Raw genomic sequence first — 18,583 nt, 5'->3', positions numbered from 1 at the left:
ACTCCCGCGTGCGAAACGAAGACGAGGTTTCCTGCATCCACGCCGGTTGTCGCGACCGGCGCAGTCTCATTTCAATAATGATCTTTTGATCACGCTTTGGGGATCGGCAGTTCGGTCACGGTGGAGGAGCCCGCAGGCGCCTTGCTGCCGAACCACTTCTCGTGGATCTTATCCAGCGTGCCATCCTTCTTCATCGCGGTGATCGCATCGTTGATCTTGGCGACGAGTGGCGAATCCTTGGTCATCATCAGGCCGTATTGTTCGCCGGTCTTGATGCGATCCTTGATGGCGAAGCCCTTGGTCTTGACGAAGAGATACTGCATGCCCGGGATATCGCTGACGACGGCATCGATGCGGCCTGCGCCGAGATCAAGGAACATGTCCTGCTGCGAATTGTAGCCCTTGACGTCGGCAAAGCCCTGGGCGGCCTTGTTGTCGTTGGCCCATTTTTCACCCGTCGAACCCGACAGCACGCCGACGACGGTGCCCTTGAGATCGGCAAGCGATTTGATTTTGCTGCCTTCCTTCGTGGCGACGCCCATGTCGGAGTCGTAATAGGGCTGGGTGAAGGACTGCGACTTCAGGCGTTCCGGCGTAATCGTGATGGACGAGATCGCCACGTCGATGCGCTTGGAACTGGTTGCCGCAAACAGGGCCTGAAAGCCGTAGTCGGCGATATTAGTGGTCATGCCGGCGCGCTTGGCCGCTTCGTTGACGATGTCGACCTCGAAGCCTTCGAAACCGCCATTCGCGGTCTTGTATTCGAAGGGCGGGTTGTTGGGATAGGAGCCGACGTTCAGCACATCGGCGGCATAGGCGAAGTGGCTTCCGCCGGCCAGGCCGACGGCGGTCGCAAGGACCAGCAGACTGCGACGAGTCATGGACATTCTTTAGTCTCCCTCTGGTTATGGCCGCCGGCTTTTCCTCTCACCCGCGGTATTCCCCGTCCGCCCGATTGGCGGCCGTCTTATGTCATCGCGTTGACCATGCGGTCGAGCGCGATACGCATCTGTTCGGTTTCGCGGAACGTGCACATGCGCAGGAACGCGCGTGATGCCTCGCCGAAGTGATATCCAGGCGCCAGGCCGACGCGGGCGGTTTCAAGAATGCGCTCGCACAGCGCCGTTGCGTCGGGCTCACCCTGCAGCGCGAAGAAGGCATACATGCCGCCGCGCGGTTTTTCAGGCAGGATGATGCCGGGTATCTTCGGCAGCTTCTCATAGGCGAGGTCGAGGCCGGCCTTGATGCGTTCGCGGATTTCTGCGACTAGCGGCTCGCCTTCGCGCAGGGCCGCGGCGGCCCCGGCCTGAACCATGGCCGAGGTGCCGCTGTTGATATACTGCGTCATGGCGCCGAGCTGGTCGGCAACCGCAGACGGGTGTGTCAGCCAGCCGACGCGCCAGCCGGTCATCGCCCAGGCTTTCGAGAAGCTGTTGATCGCGATGACGCGATCGCCATCCTCGGCCACCTGCAGGATCGAAGGGGCAATGTCGCCATCGAAATAGAGGCGGGCATAGACCTCATCGGAAATGATCCAGATGCCGGTGCGGCGGCTGAAATCCAGCAGTGCCTGCATTTCCTCGCGCGACGCTGTCCAGCCCGTGGGGTTGGAGGGCGTCGACAGGAAGATGGCGCGGGTGCGGGCATCGCAGCGGGCAAAAAGCTTGTCGAGATCGAGGCGCCAATCGGTATCGAAATCGAGTGACACAGCGCGGGGCTCGCCGCCGATCAGATGGATGGCGTTATGGATGTTCGGCCATTGCGGCGCGACATAGACGACATTGGTGCCGACATCGACGAGCAGTTCAAGCGCCATGTAGAGCGCCTGCATGCCGCCGGGGGCGACCGTCGTGCGTTCGATCGGGATGGGGCGGCCGTGCCAATACGTCTGATAGTCCGACAATGCTTCGTTCAGCGTCGCTAGGCCGCGCATGTTCGGAACATAGAAGGTTGCGCCATCATCGAGCGCTTTCCTTGCAGCATCGCGGATGAACTCCGGCGTCACGATATCGCCTTCGCCGAACCAGAGCGGAATGACGCCACCGAGCTCGCGGGCTCGCTTGGCCAGGACTGCGATATTGTCGGTGCGCATGTCGCGGATCTGGGCGCGAATGCCTTCAAGAGCATCGCGGCCCGTCATCGCGTTCGGCAGGTTATGCTGCGATAGAGACAAGAAATTTCCCCTGGGAATTCTGTATTGGAGGATTCAAACGGCTGCGGCAGCTTTCACTTGAGCAACCCCTCAATTTCGAATGGTTATCCAAAAGCCGACGTATTTCAAGGACAAATTTTAAGCTTAAAAAGTCTGGCCTCTTGCTCGATTTTCTATTGCCTCTCGAAGTGGTAACACTCTGAAAGAGATCATCTTTCTTTCGTCTCCTTCACATGCTTGACCTGTTTCGCGGCATCGACACCGGCGGCCAGACTGGCGCCGAGAAACATCGTGTCGCTCGCGAGAATGAAGAAGCTGATACCGGCTTCGAACCATGCGCCGATATCATCGGGCGAGGGGCGGAAGATGCCGACTGCGCGGCCGGCGGCCAAAGTGGTTTCGGTGATGGTTCTGATCGCCGCATCGAGCCTGTCCTTGCCGGTTGGTCCCATGGCGTCGATCGAAACGGAGAGATCGCCAGGGCCGATGAAGAGGAGATCGACGCCATCGACGGCGGCGATCTCGGCGATGTTGGTAAGCCCCTCGGCCGTCTCGACTTGGATGGCGAGCAGCAATTCATCATTCGCCTTGGCGAGGTAATCCGGGATACGGTAGCCATAGGCTGCGGCGCGGCCGGGGCCGACGCCACGGGCACCGAGCGGGGGATAGCGGGTGGCCTTGACGGCGGCGCGCGCCTGTTCCGCCGTCGAAACGCGCGGCACGAGAACGCCTGCAGCGCCGGCATCCAGGACGGTTGCGATATCCTCAGCCGCATGGCCGGGCACGCGCACCATGGCGGGAACGCGATGGACATCGGCGGCGCGGATCAGATCCTCGATGCGTTCGCGGCTGATCTGCGAATGCTCCCAGTCGATGCAGAGGAAATCGACGCCGGAGGCTGCCGTGACTTCGATGGCTACCGGATGCGGAATAGCCGCAAACGTACCAATCAGCAGCTTCTGTTCGATACAGTTCCGGCGGAAATCGCTCATCATCATCCTCATTTTAGCGGTCTCCCGACGAGGGATAGACCGAAAGATACAACTGCGAAACGGCAATCTGTTCTGCGTTCAGAACAGCTTTTCGTGCCATCAAGCAGCGGCACAAAAGCATTGCGGTGGCGGAGTTGTCCGGGCGCCGCCACCGCTCTGAGGCACGGCTTACTTGCGCCGCGCCATGATCTCGGTCAGCACCGCGTCGAACCGCGCGATCTCCTCGACTTTGTTATAATGCACCAGCGACACGCGGATGGCACCCGTTTCCATGGACAAGCCAAGGCGCTTCATCAGGCGTGGTGCGAACATGTGGCCGTCACGCAGGCCGATGCGCTGCTTGCCCATCTCGTCTGCGAATTCCTGCGGCGTGATGCCTGGCATGTTGAAGCAGATCGTGGGAACGCGTTGTTCGAGACGTGCCTCGTCGGAGATGCCGTAGATGGTGGCACCGTGGCGCTTCAGAACAGCTATCATCTCACACGAGAGCATCAACTCGTATTGGCGGATTGCGCCCATGGCGGCGGCGAGCGCCTCGCGACGGCTGTGGTTGCCATCAGGCAGGAACCGACGGCCAAGGCCTTCGAGATATTTGACCGCAGCGTTCATGCCGGCGACGTTCTCATAGGTGAAGGTGCCGACCTCGATCTTGTAGGGCGGGACGTCTGGAATGAAGTCTTCCTTGAATGTGGGAAGCTTGACCAGCGCGTCGTAGCGGCCCCAGAGGAAGCCCATATGCGGCGAGAAATTCTTGTAGCCGGAGCAGACGAGATAGTCGCAACCCCAGGCCTGCACGTCGATCAAGCCATGCGGGCCGTAATGGACGCAATCGAGGAAGGTTTCGGCGCCGGCCGCCTGCGCCAGTTTGCAGACGGCTGCGACATCGACGATCGTGCCTATGGAATGCGCGGTGACGGTGCAGGCAACGAGGCGGGTCTTGTCGTTCAGCAGCGGCTTCAGGTCTTCCACATGTAGCGTGCCGTCCTCGCGCATGCGCCACCAGACGATCTTCGCTCCGTCGGCCTCCAGCGCCATCCAGGTTGCGATGTTCGCATCATGATCCATGTCGGTGACGACGATCTCGTTGCGTTCGCCGAGCAGCTTGGCAATGCCGAGGCTCACAAGCCGGATGAAAGAGGTGGCGTTCTGGCCGAAGGAGATTTCTTCCGGGCGATAGGCGTTGACCAGCATGGCGACGCTTTCGCGGGCTTCTTCCAGATTGCGGTCGACGCCCTGGCTGTGCTGGTATTTCGCCATGCGCTGCACGTTGAAATCGATGAGATGATTGGCAACAGCATCGACGACCGTCTGCGGCACCTGCGCGCCACCCGCATTATCGAGAAAGACGAAATCGCCCGCTTTCCGGATGGCCGGGAACATGGCACGAACCTCGTCGACCGGGAAGCTGTTGTGACCGGCGAATTGCGATGCGGAAGCGGCGGAGCTCATGGGGATCTCGCTCTAGATGTTGGGATTGGAACCTCAATTTTGATCATTTGATCACAAAATACTTTAAGGTTCAACCAAATTTCTGAATCTCTTCTGGCAAGCTTAGCGGCGGCCGGAGCCGGAGCCTTTGCGCGGCTCGTCCTGCGTGGCCGGGCAATAATCCTGCAGGATTTCGTGCGTGCGTCTGATATCGGCGACGACGGCGTCGCGAGCTGTGGCGAAGTCTCCCGCCTTCAACGCCTTGACGATGGCGACATGCTCGCCGGCAGGGTCAAGCTCGCCGCTGCGCATCAAAGGTTCGACGGAGGCTGAGAGCATGCGCATATAGGGGCCGAAACGCAGCCATAAGGTCTCGATCAGCTGCAGCAGCACCTCCGAGCCGGAGGCGCGATAGATGGTGAAGTGGAACTGCTGGTTCTTGGCCATCAGGTCGTAGATGTTGGCGCCGAGGCCGATCACATGCTGCTCGCCGGCGATGCGTTCCAGTGCGGCGATATCTGTCGGGGTCAGGTTCGGGATGCCGAGCTCGGCGGCGAGCCCTTCCACGGCGATGCGGGCGCGGCAGAGATCGTCCAGGCGGGCAAGCGTGACGATAGGGATGCGGGCCGAGCCATTGGCGGCAATCTCAAGCGCATTTTCGGCCGCCAGCCGGCGCAGGGCTTCGCGCACCGGCATATTGCTGGTGCCGAAGGTTTCGGCGAGCGAGGCGATGGTCAGCGTCTGGCCGGGATCGAAATTGCCTGCCATCAGCGCGTTTCGCAGCTGCTGATAGACGCTCTCCTGGATCGTCGTTCTGGAGGACACCGGTTCCAGGGCTATGCGCACGCTTGTTTCCTCTCCGTCTTTCGGGACTCGTTCATGGTAGAACGAAGGGTGGGCGGAAGGAAAGGGTTCTCTGAGCGGCGGTCAGGCTTCCTCGGTCTCCCAGCCTTCGTCATCGGCCGGGCCATTCTTCGTCCGAGGCTTGTGTAAGCCGAGCCCAACGCCGATGAGGGCGAGTGCCCCGCCGATAGCGTGATAGGAATACAGTTGTTCTCCAAGCAGCGCCCAGGCCAGCACTGCAACGACGATTGGCAGGAGATTGATCAGCAGCGACGTCCGGCCTGCTCCGAGCCTCTGAATGCCGATCATCCAGCAGAGGGGCGCGAGGAGAGAGGTCGGGATCGCGGCATAGAGGATCAGCGGCAGGTTGGCCGTGGTGATCGGCGAGATATCGCCCATCAGGAAGATCGGGATCAGCAACAGGGTTGAAAAGCCGATCTGCCAGAAAAGCTGCTGCCACATCGGAAACGGCATCGCCCACCGTCTCAGCATCACGCCATAAAGCGCATTCGAAAGGACGGCAACGATCATCAGGCCATCGCCGATATGGAATCCGCCATTCGCAAGACGCATCGGATCGCCCTGCGATGTCAAATAGACGAGTCCGATCAATGAAATGCTGCCGCCCATAAGGCTTGTCGCAGTCAGTTTTTCAGCGGCCAGCAGGCTTGCGAAAAACGTCGACAGCAACGGCATCAGAGCAACGATGACGCCCATGTTGACGGCGGAAGTCGTCTTAGCTGCCTCATAGGCAAGGCTCTGGTAGATCACCATGCCGAGTGCGCCGAGAACGGCAAGCTTTAGCCAGTACTCGCGTATCAGCGCGCGGTTGCGCCATGCCGCCCGGCCGACGAAGGGCAGGAGGACGATGAATGCGAGCAGCCAGCGGTAGAAAGAGATGGAACCTGGAGATATCACGCCGGCGGATGCCTTGGTGACAACGGTATTGCCGGACCAGATGAGCACCGTCAGCAGGGGCGCGAGCCCGGCGGTGCTTATTATGGATGCGGAAGCATTCTGCTCGGTGCTCATATGAATAGTCTCTGCGTCTTCTGGCTTCTGGCGAAACAAAGGAAGGCGGATAGGGCTCGCCGTCCCGAAGGTCTTGTACCGCTTGTCCGAATTCCGGTATATAACGAGATTAAGACAAGTGGTAGTGAAATGAGGACATGTCCAGCAGGCCTCCACGCATCGAGGGCGATCCGCCGAACCCGGTTTCCTTCCGAACCGAGAACTATCGGGCGGGTACGGTCTTTCCAAAAAAGAGCCAGCCCTGGGGCGAGCTCAATTATGCGCTTATCGGCGTCTGCGACTTCGATATTCAAGGCAGACGCTATTTGTCGCCGCCACATTATGCCATCTGGCTGCCGCCGGATACGATGCACGGTGCTTATAACCAGCACGATCTGCGCTATGTGACCGTCTATATCGAACGCGCCCTTTGCGCCGACCTGCCGGACAAACCTTCCACGCTCAGCATCAGCTCGCTGTTGAAGGCGATTCTGGCGGATTTCGCGGCCCGCGAGGTCACCATACCGGAAACGGCCGAAGATCTCAGGCTTGCACAGGTTCTGGTCGATCAGATTCGCCTGGCGCCGCGCTGCGAGAGCTATCTGCCGCTCTCCGACGATCCGCTACTCGGTCCAGTCCTGAGCGCATTGCAAGCTGATCCCGGCGACCGGCATTCCCTAGCTGAATGGGCGCGCCGGATGGGGACGACCGAGCGTACGCTGTCGCGCCGGTGCCAGGTGGATCTAGGCCTTTCCTTCAACGAGTGGCGGCAGCGATTGAAGCTCGTCGCGGCGCTTTCGCTAATTGAAGCCGGCCAGCCCGTGCATCGGATTGCAGCGCAGTTGGGGTACGGCAATGCGTCGGCCTTCATTGCCATGTTTCGCAGGCTGACTGGCACAAGCCCGACACAGATGCGCTAATTTCAGGTTTCAATCAAAACGATCTCCAGCTTGCGCAGTTCTTCCGGATCGGCCATCGCGTCGATGACGTTAATCATGCCATCTGCATTGAAGGTGCAACGAAGAGCGATGCGCAACTGTCCGTCGATGACAACGATGGCACCCACCGCGCCGTTGATGACCGCCAGCCGCGCTCCCCGCGCACGGCCCTGGAAGGTCTTGGCTACGTCCACGCGCCCGCGGATTTCCCCTGCCGCCCCCATGCGGGCGGCAACCACATCCGGCCTGAAGACGGCTTGGGGATCGAGGACGGCGAGCAGCGCCTGCAGGTCGCCGTCACGCGAGGCTGTGAAGAAGGCATCGACGACTTGGCGCTGGCGGGTAAGGTCAGCCTCCGTCGTTGATGGCGTATCCTGCACACGGCGGCGGGCGCGGCTTGCAAGCTGGCGCGTCGCGACCGTCGTGCGTCCCAGAACCGGGGCAATATCATCGAAAGGGACGTCGAACATATCGTGCAGGACGAAGGCAAGCCGTTCGGCCGGGTTCAATTTTTCCAATACGACCAGAAGAGCGAGGCCGACGGAGTCTGCCAGCAAGGCGTCCTGTTCCGGGTCGATGCCGCTTCCTGCCTCAGGCACCACCATCGGCTCGGGAGCATGGATCGTCAGCTGCTCCTCGCGGCGGGATTTGCGAGCTCGCAGCAGATCGAGGCAGATACGCGCCGTGACTGTCGTCAGCCAGCCGCTCAGATTTTCGACGTCAGACCTATCGCTCCTCATCAGGCGCAGCCATGCTTCCTGCACTGCATCTTCGGCCTCCGTGCGCGAGCCGAGCATGCGGTAAGCGACGGCGCGCAGATGCGGTCGATTCGCTTCGAATTTTTCGGCTTGCCACTTTTTTTCGTCCATCGGTCACATCTCCTCGTCCTCATCCGTCAAACCTATGACGAACGAAATCCGGCCGGTGTGACATCGGATCGGCGGGAAAATGCATCGTCGGAAGATGAGCCGCAACAGGGCTCTCACAATCAGAGGAAAGAATTATGCAAGCTCGTATGAAGAACCCCGTCCTCGTCCTGCCCGAAACACTGCAGGCGCTCTTGGCCGTCAGCAATTCGATTAAAGATCGCGGCTTGTCGGAAAACATCATGGATCTCGTGCATCTGCGAGTCAGCCAGATCAATGGCTGCAGCGTCTGCACCGACATGGGCTTTCGCAAGCTGCAGAAAGATGGCGAGACCATGGAGCGCATCGTCGGTGTCTCCGCCTGGCGCGAAATGCCTTATTTTTCCGGTGCCGAACGCGCGGCTCTGGCGCTCGGAGAAGCGGTCACCCGACTTGCCGACCGGCCGGATGCCGTCACCGATGAAATCTGGAACGAGGCCGCAAGACACTACGACGAAAAGGCGCTCTCTGCCCTCATCGTCGCGATTGCGATCGACAACGTCTGGAATCGCTTGAACTCAACGGTCCGCCAGCAGGCTGGTGCTTCCTGGAACTGATTGTTCGCAATCGGCGCCACCTTCTTCCGACAGAGAGAAGAAGGTGGTCTGCCTCTCAAGCTTCGCCGACCCGCGAGGTTGCCAGCAGCTTCGCCAGCCAGTCGACGAAAACGCGCACCTTGTTGCTCAGATGCCGGTTGGGCGGATAAACGATGTGCATGGGCAATGTCGGCCGGGTCCAGCCGGATAGGACCGGCACGAGGTCGCCCTTGGCAAGGGCGTCCCGCGCCATGAAGCTTGGAACCTGCGCGATGCCGAGGCCGGTCATGGCTGCTTGCAAATAGCTGCGGCTGTCATTGACCGAGAGGATGTAGCGTGGAGTGATTTCTAGCGACTCATTGCCGCGCTCGAAGAGGAAAGGAATCGTGCGGCCGGTTTGCGCACGGAAATAGCTGACCGCGTAGTGACTGGTTTCCAACTCCTCCGGCCGTTCCGGGATGCCGTGCTTCTCGATGTAAAGCGGAGCGGCGCAGGTGACGAGATGGATCTCGCCGACACGACGGGCGATCAGCGACTGGTCGCTCGGCATGCCGGCACGCAATGCGCAATCGACATTCTCGGCCAGATAGTCGACCAATCGGTCGCCCACGCCTAGGTCTATATGAATATCCGGATAACGCTGATGGAAATCGCAAAGCGCCGGCATGACGATCTTTTCGGCGAAGGCGCCGGCCATTTCCACGCGCAGGCGGCCGCTTGGCAAGCTCTGCGAATTGCTGATGCTGCCGTCCAGTTCCTCAATCTCGGAGAGGATCTGAATCGCCCGCTCGTAATAGAGTGCGCCATCCGTCGTCACCATGACGCGTCGGGTCGTACGGTTGAGGAGTTTCGCGTGCAAATGCGCCTCCAGCGACTGGATGAGCGTCGTCACCGTCGCTTTCGGCATGGAGAGGGCGGCTGCGGCGCGGGTAAAATTGCCCGTCTCCACCACACGCGCGAATGCCCGCATTGCTGATAACTGGTCCATTCCATGATGTCCCTCGACCCGATGAAAAAAGAGGTCGATTGTTTGTAATGGTGAATAGTCTGATCGAATATAGGCTACTTATTCTCGAAGCGGAATAACAATATGTTGTTTCGTAAGTTGTTGCAATGCGGCATGGGGGCGCCAAAGACCGCATTTCGAGAATATGGTCGCAAAGCGTGGTAAACCGCTTTTTGGATTGGAACATATTCGCTCGAGCAGACAGGGATTTGGGTCGATGAGTGCGCCGTGGAAAGATGTTGTGCTGGAAAACGTGCCAACGGGGCCGGTGGAAGCGCGGATCTACAACGGTGAAGGTTTGAAGAAGGCGGCACCCCTTGTGCTCTATCTGCACGGCGGCGCTTTTCTTGATACCTGTCACGCGACCAACAGGCCGGTGGCGGCAAGCCTCGCTGAGGCTGGGGCCATCGTGGTTGCGGCGGATTATACCAGCTGCAATCAGAATGCTTTTCCGAAGGTGCTGGAATGCGCCTACGGGCTTCTCGCCTATCTCAGCAACAAGCGGAACATGCTTGCGCTGGGCGGGGCGAAAAAATCGCTGCTGTTTGTCGCCGGAGAGGAATCGGGTGGCAATGTTGCGGCGGGCGTCGCTTTAAAGGCGCGCGATCAAATACCCGGTTCGTTGGACGGACAGGTTTTGATATCGCCTTTGCTTGATCCCTTCATGGGGTCGAAATCTTTCCTCCAGGCGGAGGAAAGCGGCATGCGCGAGCGCTGGACGGAGGGTTGGAACCGTTACCTGGGTTTCCTGGGCGGTGTCTGTCACCCCTATGCAGCGCCTCGATACTGTTCGCGGCTTTCGGGCCTCGCGCCGGCATTGGTGCTCACGGCCGAGGACGACCCGCTCCGCGACGAGAGCATGGAATACGGCAGTCGGCTGAAAGCGGCTGGCGTCCGTGTTCGCCAGCAAGTCCTTCCCGCCGGGACAGGCTGGCCCACTCTCTATGGCGGGCAGTCGAAGGACAAGCCTTCATGGCAGCAGGATATCTGTTGTTGTTTCAAGGGTTTTGTCGAAGACGTGCAGGCTTGATCGACTAGGGTATGCGGTCCGCGAGGGATGAGCGCGGATTGGACTGATGTCGAAGGCATGAGACCGGAGCGATGGTCACGCGGATGCGCGGTGCTTCGGCCCCTGATTTTATTGAGACGATAGGAATTTGTGGTCCCGTGTCCCAAGACGGGGCCAAAGGAGAGACTAACATGAAGTCCAACGGTAAGAGCTGGGCCCTGTGGGGCGCCGGCATGGGTGTCGCTGCGGCTGTTGCAGGCGCAGCCTTCTATCTGGAGCTGCCGCGCGGCGCTCAGGCAACCGAGGCGGCGAGCCAGGCGGCACCGCCGGCTATCCCCGTTACGGTTGCTGTTGTCGAGCCGCGCGACGTTACATCCTGGCAGGAATTCTCCGGCCGGCTCGAAGCCATTGACCGCGTCGAGATCCGGCCGCGCGTGGCTGGGGCGATCCAGTCCGTGCATTTCCGCGAGGGCGCTTTGGTCAAGCAGGGTGACCTGCTTGTCACGATCGATCCCGCACCTTATGAGGCGGCCGTCGCCCAGGCTCAGGCGCAGGTCGGCGCGGCGAAAGCCACTCTCAACCTGACGAAAGTCGAAGTCGACCGTGGCCAGAAGCTCTTCGACAACAAGACGATCTCGCAGAGCGATATGGACACGCGCGCCAGCAACTATGCTGCGGCGGAAGCCAATCTGAAGGCCGCGCAAGCAACCTTGCAGACAGCGCAGCTCAATCTCGACTACACGCAGGTCCGCGCCCCGATCGCTGGCCGCGTCGGCAAGATCGCCGTCACCGTCGGCAACCTCGTTGCAGCCGGCGCGTCCTCTTCAGTACTGACGACGCTCGTTTCGGTCGACCCGATCTATGCGAGCTTTAGTGCCAACGAACAGACCGTGACCCAGGCGCTGTCCGAACTGCCGGCTACCGGCGGCATCGTTCCGCCAGTCGAGCAGATCCCGGTTCAGATCGGTACGGCAAGCGACAACGGCACGCCGATCAAGGGCAAGTTGCAGTTGATCGACAACGAGGTCGATGCGGCGAGCGGCACCGTCAGCGTTCGAGCCGTCTTCGACAATCCGGGCGGCCGTCTCATCCCCGGCCAGTTCGTGCGGGTTCGCATGGGCCAACCGAAGGCCGAGAACAAGATCGTCATCGACGACCGTGCAGTCGGCACCGACCAGGATAAGAAGTTCGTCTTCGTCGTGGATGGCGAGAACAAGGTCAATTACCGGCAGGTCCAGCTCGGATCGGTTGTCGACGGTCAGCGAGTGATCGAGAACGGCCTGAAAGCCGGCGAAAAGATCGTCGTCAACGGGCTGCAGCGCATCCGTCCCGGTGCGGTCGTCGCGCCGCAGTTGGCAGAGAAGGTCGCGACCGCTCAGTAAGACTTCGCCTTCTGCCCGTGGGCAGAAGGCCGACATTCCAAAATCACATGATCCGCCGGCGGCTCTCAAATCGTCGGACGGGAATTTTGCATCCGTTCTTACCCCAGAGGGGGCTTTGATATGAACATCTCCAGATTCTTTGTCGACCGTCCGGTCTTTGCCGGTGTTCTTTCGGTCCTCATTGTGGTCGCCGGCCTGATCGGCCTCAGAGCGCTGCCGATCTCCGAATATCCAGAGGTCGTGCCCCCGTCGATTGTCGTGCGCGCCACCTATCCCGGTGCTAACCCGACCGTCATCGCCGAAACGGTGGCGACGCCGCTCGAAGAGCAGATCAACGGCGTCGAGGGCATGCTCTACATGTCCAGCCAGGCGACATCGGACGGCGTTCTTAACGTGACCGTCACCTTCAAGCTCGGCACCGATCCGGACAAGGCGCAGCAGCTCGTGCAGAATCGCGTTTCGCAGGCCGAGCCGCGCCTACCCACGGAAGTCCGTGCCCTCGGCATCACGACCGTCAAGAGCTCGCCCGACTTCATCATGGTCGTCAACCTCGTCTCGGACGGGGCCGACCACGACATCACCTATCTGCGAAACTATGCGACCCTGAACATCAAGGATCGGCTCGCCCGGATCGAGGGCGTCGGGCAGGTGCAGGTCTTCGGCGCCGGCGATTATTCCATGCGCGTGTGGATCGATCCGCAGAAGGCGGCCGAGCATAATCTTGCCGCCGGCGACATCAGCAATGCGATCAGCTCCCAGAACGTCCAGGCTGCGGCCGGCATCATCGGTGCCTCACCCAGCCGACCGGGCGTGGATCTGCAGCTCAACGTCAATGCCCAGGGCCGCCTGCGCACGCCCGAGGAGTTCGGCAACATCATCGTCAAGACGGGCGCCAATGGCGAGATCACCCGCCTTCGCGACGTCGCTCGCGTCGAGCTGGGTGCGGAAGACTATACGCTGCGTTCGCTGCTCGACGGCAAGCCGGCGGTCGCCGTCGCGGTTCTCCAGGCGCCCGGTTCGAACGCGATCGAGATCGCGAACAACGTGCGCTCGACCATGGACGTGCTGCAACAGGCCATGCCGGCGGGCGTCAAGTATGAGATCGTCTACGACACGACGAAATTCGTCCGCGCCTCGATCGAGAAGGTTATCGACACGCTGCTCGAAGCCATCGCGCTCGTTGTCCTGGTCGTCATTCTGTTCCTGCAGACATGGCGTGCCTCGATCATCCCGCTGATCGCCGTTCCGGTGTCGATCATCGGCACCTTTGCCGTGATGTATGTCTTCGGCTTCTCGATCAACGCGCTCAGCCTCTTCGGCCTAGTGCTGGCGATCGGTATCGTCGTGGACGACGCGATCGTGGTGGTGGAGAACGTCGAACGCAATATCGAGGCCGGGCTCAATCCGCGAGACGCCACCTACAAGGCCATGAAGGAAGTTTCCGGTCCGATCATCGCGATCGCGCTGGTCCTCGTCGCGGTTTTCGTGCCGCTCGCCTTCATCTCCGGCCTCTCCGGCCAGTTCTACCGCCAGTTCGCGCTGACGATCGCTATCTCGACCGTCATCTCGGCCTTTAACTCGCTCACCCTGTCTCCTGCGCTGGCATCCCTGCTCCTGAAGGGCCACCATGCGCCGAAGGATCGGTTGACGCGAATCATGGACGCGGTCTTCGGCTGGTTCTTCCGCGGCTTCAACCGGGCGTTCGGAGCCGGTTCGAAATATTACGGCAAGGGCGTCGGCCGCCTGGTGTCGCGCAAGAGCATCGTCATGGTGGTCTATCTCGCGCTGGTGGGCGCGACCTATAGCCTGTTCACAACGGTTCCAGGCGGTTTCGTGCCGTCGCAGGATAAGCAGTATCTGATCGGCTTTGCACAGTTGCCGGATGCCGCAAGCCTTGACCGTACGGAAAGCGTGATTAAGCGCATGACGGATATCGCGTTGCAGCAGCCTGGCGTTGCCAATGCGATCGCCTTCCCGGGTCTGTCGATCAACGGCTTCACCAATTCCTCGAATGCGGGCATCGTTTTCGTAACGCTGAAGGACTTCGACGAGCGCAAGACGCCGGACCTTTCGGGCGGGGCGATCGCCATGGCACTGAATCACAAGTTCGGCGCCATCCAGGATGCCTTCATCGCCATGTTCCCGCCGCCGCCGGTGAACGGCCTCGGTACGACAGGCGGCTTCAAGCTGCAGATCGAAGATCGCGCCGGCCTCGGCAACCAGGTGCTCGATCAGGCGGCCAAGGCAGTGATCGCCAAAGCCTACCAGACACCGGAGCTGACAGGTATCTTCTCGAGCTTCCAGATCAACGTGCCGCAGCTCTTTGCTGATCTCGACCGCGCCAAGGCCGAGCAGCTCGGGGTCTCCGTCACCGACGTCTTCCAAGCACTGCAGATTTATCTCGGTTCGCTCTATGTGAACGACTTCAACGCCTTCGGCCGCACCTACAGCGTCCGTGTACAGGCCGATGCCAAGTTCCGCGCACAGCCGGAAGATATCGGCCAGTTGAAGGTTCGTTCGGCATCGGGTCAGATGATCCCGCTTTCAGCCCTGCTGAAGGTCGATGCCACGACCGGTCCGGAACGCACGAACCGCTATAACGGCTTCCTGGCAGCCGACATCAATGGTGGTCCGGCGCCCGGGTTCTCGTCGGGTCAGGCACAGGCGGCGATCGAGAAGATCCTGCACGAGACGCTGCCGCCCGGCATCGACTTCGAATGGACTGATTTGACCTACCAGCAGATCCTGGCGGGCAATTCCAGCGTCGTCGTCTTCCCGCTGGCGCTGCTCCTGGTCTTCCTCGTATTGGCTGCCCAATATGAGAGCCTGACCTTGCCGCTTGCCATCATCATGATCGTGCCGATGGGCGTCTTGGCGGCGCTGACCGGCGTCTGGCTCACGGGTGGAGACAACAATATCTTCACCCAGATCGGCCTGGTGGTGCTGGTCGGCCTGTCGGCAAAGAACGCCATCCTGATCGTGGAATTCGCCCGCGAGCTGGAATTCGAGGGCCGCACGCCGGTCCAGGCCGCGATCGAAGCCAGTCGCCTGCGCCTGCGCCCGATCCTGATGACCTCCATGGCCTTCATCATGGGTGTCGTGCCGCTGGTCACCTCGACCGGTGCCGGTGCCGAAATGCGCGCTGCCATGGGTGTCGCGGTGTTTGCCGGCATGATCGGCGTGACCTTCTTCGGCATCTTCATGACGCCCGTGTTCTACGTGCTGACCCGTCGACTGACGGGCAACCGTCCGCTGAAGCAGCATCCGCACAATGACAACGAGCATTCGGCGGAGGTACTCCCGATCGCCGCCGAATAGGGGCCGTGCCGAACCGACCTCCAGTCCTCGACAGGCCAGGGGCGGGACCATAAGGTCCCGCCTTTTCTTATCTACCGGCCTATTGCGAATTCAGTGCCGAAGAATTTTCGGTCGGGCCACCGATTTTCTTTGCATGCTGGCACCATAGGTTTATCAAGCTCTTGGATGATTTGATTGACGTACATCGGGCATGAGGAGCGGCCCGTTGGCGCAAGGACCCAAAGGGCGATAGCATATAGTCTCGGGGCTGGTGCGCCGCATTCGGAGGATAGTTTATGGGCGGCAGGAAGATCGCTTTTCTCGGCACGGGATTGATGGGTGCGCCGATGGCGCGGCGTCTGCTGGCGGCCGGGTTTGCCGTGACCGTCTGGAATCGCGATCGCAGCAAGGCGGAACCTCTGGCTGCCGACGGCGCAACCGTCGCAGATACGGCGGTGGAGGCGGCGCGAGGCGCCGCGGTGCTTTTCACAATGCTGACGAATGGCGGAGCTGTCGGCGAAGTCCTGTTCGGCAGCGGCGTGGCCGATGTGCTGGAGGCTGGCGCGATCGTTATCGACAACAGCTCGATATCGCCGGCCGTTGCCCGCGAACATGCCTTCAAACTCGCCGAGCGCGGTATCCGACACATCGATGCGCCGGTCTCCGGTGGCGTGGTCGGGGCGGCCGCCGGAACGCTCGCGATCATGGCTGGTGGCGATGCCGGCGTCATCGACAGCGTGCGCGATATCATGGCGCCTCTCGGGCGCGTAACCCGTGTCGGTCCGAGCGGGACAGGCCAGCTCGCAAAGCTCGGCAATCAGCAGATCGTCGCCGTGACCATCGGGGCCGTCGCGGAAGCGATGCTGCTGGTCGAGGCCGGCGGCGGTTCGCGCGAGGCATTTCGTGACGCTATTCGCGGCGGGTTCGCCGAAAGCCGGATTTTGGAACTGCATGGCCAGCGCATGATCGAGCGCAACTTCGAGCCCGGCGGCACCGCCCGCAACCAGCTGAAGGACCTCGATACGGTGCTGGCGGCGGCGCAGAACCTGTCGCTTCATCTGCCGCTGACCGAAGCCGTTCGAGCGGAGTTTGCCGAATTCGTCGAAAACGGCGGTGGCGAGCAGGATCACAGCGGCCTGCTGCAGCATCTGGAAGACAAGAATGCCCGAGGAAAGGCTTGAGGAAGAGATGAGCGATAAGGGTGCATCCAAGCGTCGTCTGCGTTCGCAGGACTGGTTCGACAATCCGGATCATATCGATATGACGGCGCTCTATCTCGAGCGCTTCATGAATTACGGCATCACGCCGGAGGAATTGCGGTCCGGCAAGCCGATCATCGGCATTGCCCAGAGCGGCAGCGATCTGACGCCCTGCAACCGCCATCACCTCGATCTTGCCAAGCGCGTGCGCGACGGGATTCGCGATGCCGGCGGTATTCCGATCGAATTTCCGACCCATCCGATCTTCGAGAACTGCAAGCGGCCGACGGCTGCGCTCGACCGCAATCTCGCCTATCTCGGCCTTGTCGAAGTGCTCTATGGCTATCCGCTCGATGGCGTCGTGCTGACGACCGGCTGCGACAAGACCACGCCATCGGCATTGATGGCGGCCTCGACAGTCAATATTCCGGCGATCGTTCTCTCCGGCGGTCCGATGCTCGATGGCTGGCATGAGGGTGAACTTGCCGGCTCCGGCACGGTGATCTGGCGTTCGCGCCGCAAACTGGCGGCAGGCGAGATCAACGAGGAGGAATTCATGGAAGCCTCGCTCGCCTCGGCGCCCTCGATCGGCCATTGCAACACCATGGGGACTGCCTCGACCATGAACGCCATGGCGGAAGCGCTTGGCATGTCGCTGACCGGCTGTGCCGCCATTCCCGGCGCCTATCGCGAGCGCGGCCAGATGGCCTATCGCACAGGCCGGCGGGCGGTCGAGCTGGTGCTGGAGGATATCAAGCCTTCGGACGTGCTGACGCGTGAGGCTTTCCTCAATGCCATAAGGGTCAATTCAGCCATCGGCGGCTCGACCAATGCGCAGCCGCATCTCGCCGCTATGGCCAAGCATGCCGGCGTCGAGCTTTACCCCGACGACTGGCAGGTGCACGGCTTCGACATTCCGCTGCTCGCCAATGTCCAGCCGGCGGGCGCCTATCTCGGCGAGCGCTTCCATCGCGCCGGCGGTGTTCCGGCCATCATGTGGGAGCTGCTGCAGACCGGCAAGCTGGATGGTAGCTGTCCGACGGTGACAGGCAGGACGATGGCGGAGAATTTGAAGGGCCGGGAGGCGACGGATCGAGAGGTCATTCGTCCCTTCGCCGAGCCGCTGAAGGAGCGCGCCGGCTTCCTGGTGCTCAAAGGCAATCTGTTCGATTTCGCCATCATGAAGATGAGCGTCGTTTCAGAGGAGTTCCGCAGCCGCTATTTGCAGGAGCCTGGCCACGAAGGCGTGTTCGAGGGCAGGGCAGTCGTTTTCGACGGCTCCGAGGATTATCACAAGCGCATCAACGATCCCGCTCTCGGCATCGACGAAAAGACCATTCTCGTCATTCGCGGCGCCGGGCCGATCGGCTGGCCGGGATCGGCCGAAGTTGTCAACATGCAGCCACCGGATCATCTTCTTAAAAGGGGCATCAAGAGCTTGCCGACGATCGGCGACGGGCGTCAATCTGGCACGGCCGACAGCCCCTCCATTTTGAATGCCTCGCCGGAAAGTGCGGCCGGTGGCGGGCTTGCCTGGCTCAGGACCGGCGATATCATCCGCATCGATTTCAATCAGGGGCGCTGCGACATGCAGGTGGACGAGGCGGAGATTGCGCGTCGTAAAGGCGATGGCATTCCAGTGATGCCGCCGGATGCGACGCCGTGGCAGCGCATCTATCGTCGTTCGGTCACGCAGCTTTCCGACGGAGCCGTGCTGGATGGCGCCGCCGATTTTCGCGACATCGCTGCCAATCCGCCGCGGCATAACCATTGACAGGCGTCGGCCGCTGGCAAGGATTGCAGTGCTGCTGTTAATTTGGGTAGCTTGCGCAGCCATTAAAGTTCGCGAAAGGGAGTAGTGCAACTATAATTGGCTGCGGTTAGT

At 61.1% G+C, this 18,583-nt stretch carries 15 protein-coding genes; 7 read left to right on the top strand and 8 right to left on the bottom strand.

The annotated features are described in order from the left end of the window. Positions 1 to 89: 89 nt before the first annotated feature. The 6 genes from AC13RC_RS22130 to AC13RC_RS22105 form a co-directional block, all read right to left on the bottom strand. Positions 90 to 887: an ABC transporter substrate-binding protein gene (locus tag AC13RC_RS22130; protein WP_488558406.1), complete on the bottom strand. Its 798-nt coding sequence runs from the start codon at positions 885 to 887 to the stop codon at positions 90 to 92. An 80-nt stretch (positions 888 to 967) separates the two neighbouring features. Continuing rightward, the gene (locus AC13RC_RS22125) at positions 968 to 2,173 is read right to left on the bottom strand and encodes a pyridoxal phosphate-dependent aminotransferase (protein WP_488558405.1); all 1,206 of its coding nucleotides are present in this window, start codon (positions 2,171 to 2,173) and stop codon (positions 968 to 970) included. A gap of 188 nt (positions 2,174 to 2,361) precedes the next feature. Then, entirely contained in the window at positions 2,362 to 3,144 is a 783-nt protein-coding gene (locus tag AC13RC_RS22120; protein ID WP_488558467.1) for an HpcH/HpaI aldolase family protein, read from the bottom strand. A gap of 168 nt (positions 3,145 to 3,312) precedes the next feature. After that, positions 3,313 to 4,593, bottom strand: coding sequence for a cysteine desulfurase-like protein (locus AC13RC_RS22115; RefSeq protein ID WP_488558404.1), 1,281 nt, complete (start codon positions 4,591 to 4,593; stop codon positions 3,313 to 3,315). 102 nt (positions 4,594 to 4,695) lie between these two features. Then, positions 4,696 to 5,418 (bottom strand): GntR family transcriptional regulator, encoded by a 723-nt coding sequence (locus tag AC13RC_RS22110; RefSeq protein ID WP_488558403.1) that lies wholly within the window; start codon positions 5,416 to 5,418, stop codon positions 4,696 to 4,698. 81 nt (positions 5,419 to 5,499) lie between these two features. After that, positions 5,500 to 6,447: a DMT family transporter gene (locus AC13RC_RS22105; RefSeq protein ID WP_145632102.1), complete on the bottom strand. Its 948-nt coding sequence runs from the start codon at positions 6,445 to 6,447 to the stop codon at positions 5,500 to 5,502. Between the two features lie 137 nt (positions 6,448 to 6,584). Between AC13RC_RS22105 and AC13RC_RS22100 the strand changes: the two genes are divergently transcribed. Then, positions 6,585 to 7,346, top strand: a complete 762-nt coding sequence (locus tag AC13RC_RS22100) for an AraC family ligand binding domain-containing protein (RefSeq protein ID WP_488558402.1) — start codon at positions 6,585 to 6,587, stop codon at positions 7,344 to 7,346. A 2-nt stretch (positions 7,347 to 7,348) separates the two neighbouring features. On the opposite strand, the gene AC13RC_RS22095 is transcribed toward AC13RC_RS22100, so the two are convergent. After that, positions 7,349 to 8,233, bottom strand: a complete 885-nt coding sequence (locus tag AC13RC_RS22095; RefSeq protein ID WP_488558401.1) for a sigma-70 family RNA polymerase sigma factor — start codon at positions 8,231 to 8,233, stop codon at positions 7,349 to 7,351. Positions 8,234 to 8,367: 134 nt separating this feature from the next. On the opposite strand from AC13RC_RS22095, the gene AC13RC_RS22090 reads away from it, so the two are divergent. Further along, positions 8,368 to 8,826, top strand: a complete 459-nt coding sequence (locus AC13RC_RS22090; RefSeq protein WP_113420424.1) for a carboxymuconolactone decarboxylase family protein — start codon at positions 8,368 to 8,370, stop codon at positions 8,824 to 8,826. A gap of 55 nt (positions 8,827 to 8,881) precedes the next feature. Here AC13RC_RS22090 and AC13RC_RS22085 read toward each other — a convergent pair whose 3' ends face one another. Next, positions 8,882 to 9,793, bottom strand: coding sequence for a LysR family transcriptional regulator (locus AC13RC_RS22085; RefSeq protein ID WP_095435644.1), 912 nt, complete (start codon positions 9,791 to 9,793; stop codon positions 8,882 to 8,884). A gap of 235 nt (positions 9,794 to 10,028) precedes the next feature. Between AC13RC_RS22085 and AC13RC_RS22080 the strand changes: the two genes are divergently transcribed. From AC13RC_RS22080 to AC13RC_RS22060, 5 genes are all read left to right on the top strand, one after another. Further along, entirely contained in the window at positions 10,029 to 10,841 is an 813-nt protein-coding gene (locus tag AC13RC_RS22080) for an alpha/beta hydrolase fold domain-containing protein (protein ID WP_069611753.1), read from the top strand. A gap of 170 nt (positions 10,842 to 11,011) precedes the next feature. Then, positions 11,012 to 12,202, top strand: a complete 1,191-nt coding sequence (locus AC13RC_RS22075) for an efflux RND transporter periplasmic adaptor subunit (protein ID WP_095435643.1) — start codon at positions 11,012 to 11,014, stop codon at positions 12,200 to 12,202. Between the two features lie 120 nt (positions 12,203 to 12,322). Then, entirely contained in the window at positions 12,323 to 15,520 is a 3,198-nt protein-coding gene (locus AC13RC_RS22070) for an efflux RND transporter permease subunit (RefSeq protein WP_488558400.1), read from the top strand. Positions 15,521 to 15,795: 275 nt separating this feature from the next. Then, on the top strand, positions 15,796 to 16,680 hold the full coding sequence (locus tag AC13RC_RS22065) for an NAD(P)-dependent oxidoreductase (protein WP_183813199.1): 885 nt from the start codon (positions 15,796 to 15,798) through the stop codon (positions 16,678 to 16,680). 7 nt (positions 16,681 to 16,687) lie between these two features. Further along, complete coding sequence (locus AC13RC_RS22060; protein WP_488558466.1) at positions 16,688 to 18,472, top strand: IlvD/Edd family dehydratase; 1,785 nt, start codon at positions 16,688 to 16,690, stop codon at positions 18,470 to 18,472. The last annotated feature ends 111 nt before the right edge of the window (positions 18,473 to 18,583 follow it).

Source organism: Martinezella sp. CNPSo 3890, assembly GCF_057784455.1.
This window is presented reverse-complemented; position numbering and strand designations above follow the sequence as displayed.

Excerpts from the sequence above, each read along its gene's own strand:
- AC13RC_RS22130 (WP_488558406.1), bottom strand. The coding sequence starts at position 887 with ATGTCCATGACTCGTCGCAGTCTGCTGGTCCTTGCGACCGCCGTCGGC.
- AC13RC_RS22120 (WP_488558467.1), bottom strand. The coding sequence starts at position 3,144 with ATGAGCGATTTCCGCCGGAACTGTATCGAACAGAAGCTGCTGATTGGT.
- AC13RC_RS22115 (WP_488558404.1), bottom strand. The coding sequence starts at position 4,593 with ATGAGCTCCGCCGCTTCCGCATCGCAATTCGCCGGTCACAACAGCTTC.
- AC13RC_RS22105 (WP_145632102.1), bottom strand. The coding sequence starts at position 6,447 with ATGAGCACCGAGCAGAATGCTTCCGCATCCATAATAAGCACCGCCGGG.
- AC13RC_RS22100 (WP_488558402.1), top strand. The coding sequence starts at position 6,585 with ATGTCCAGCAGGCCTCCACGCATCGAGGGCGATCCGCCGAACCCGGTT.
- AC13RC_RS22095 (WP_488558401.1), bottom strand. The coding sequence starts at position 8,233 with ATGGACGAAAAAAAGTGGCAAGCCGAAAAATTCGAAGCGAATCGACCG.
- AC13RC_RS22090 (WP_113420424.1), top strand. The coding sequence starts at position 8,368 with ATGCAAGCTCGTATGAAGAACCCCGTCCTCGTCCTGCCCGAAACACTG.
- AC13RC_RS22085 (WP_095435644.1), bottom strand. The coding sequence starts at position 9,793 with ATGGACCAGTTATCAGCAATGCGGGCATTCGCGCGTGTGGTGGAGACG.
- AC13RC_RS22080 (WP_069611753.1), top strand. The coding sequence starts at position 10,029 with ATGAGTGCGCCGTGGAAAGATGTTGTGCTGGAAAACGTGCCAACGGGG.
- AC13RC_RS22075 (WP_095435643.1), top strand. The coding sequence starts at position 11,012 with ATGAAGTCCAACGGTAAGAGCTGGGCCCTGTGGGGCGCCGGCATGGGT.
- AC13RC_RS22070 (WP_488558400.1), top strand. The coding sequence starts at position 12,323 with ATGAACATCTCCAGATTCTTTGTCGACCGTCCGGTCTTTGCCGGTGTT.
- AC13RC_RS22065 (WP_183813199.1), top strand. The coding sequence starts at position 15,796 with ATGGGCGGCAGGAAGATCGCTTTTCTCGGCACGGGATTGATGGGTGCG.
- AC13RC_RS22060 (WP_488558466.1), top strand. The coding sequence starts at position 16,688 with ATGAGCGATAAGGGTGCATCCAAGCGTCGTCTGCGTTCGCAGGACTGG.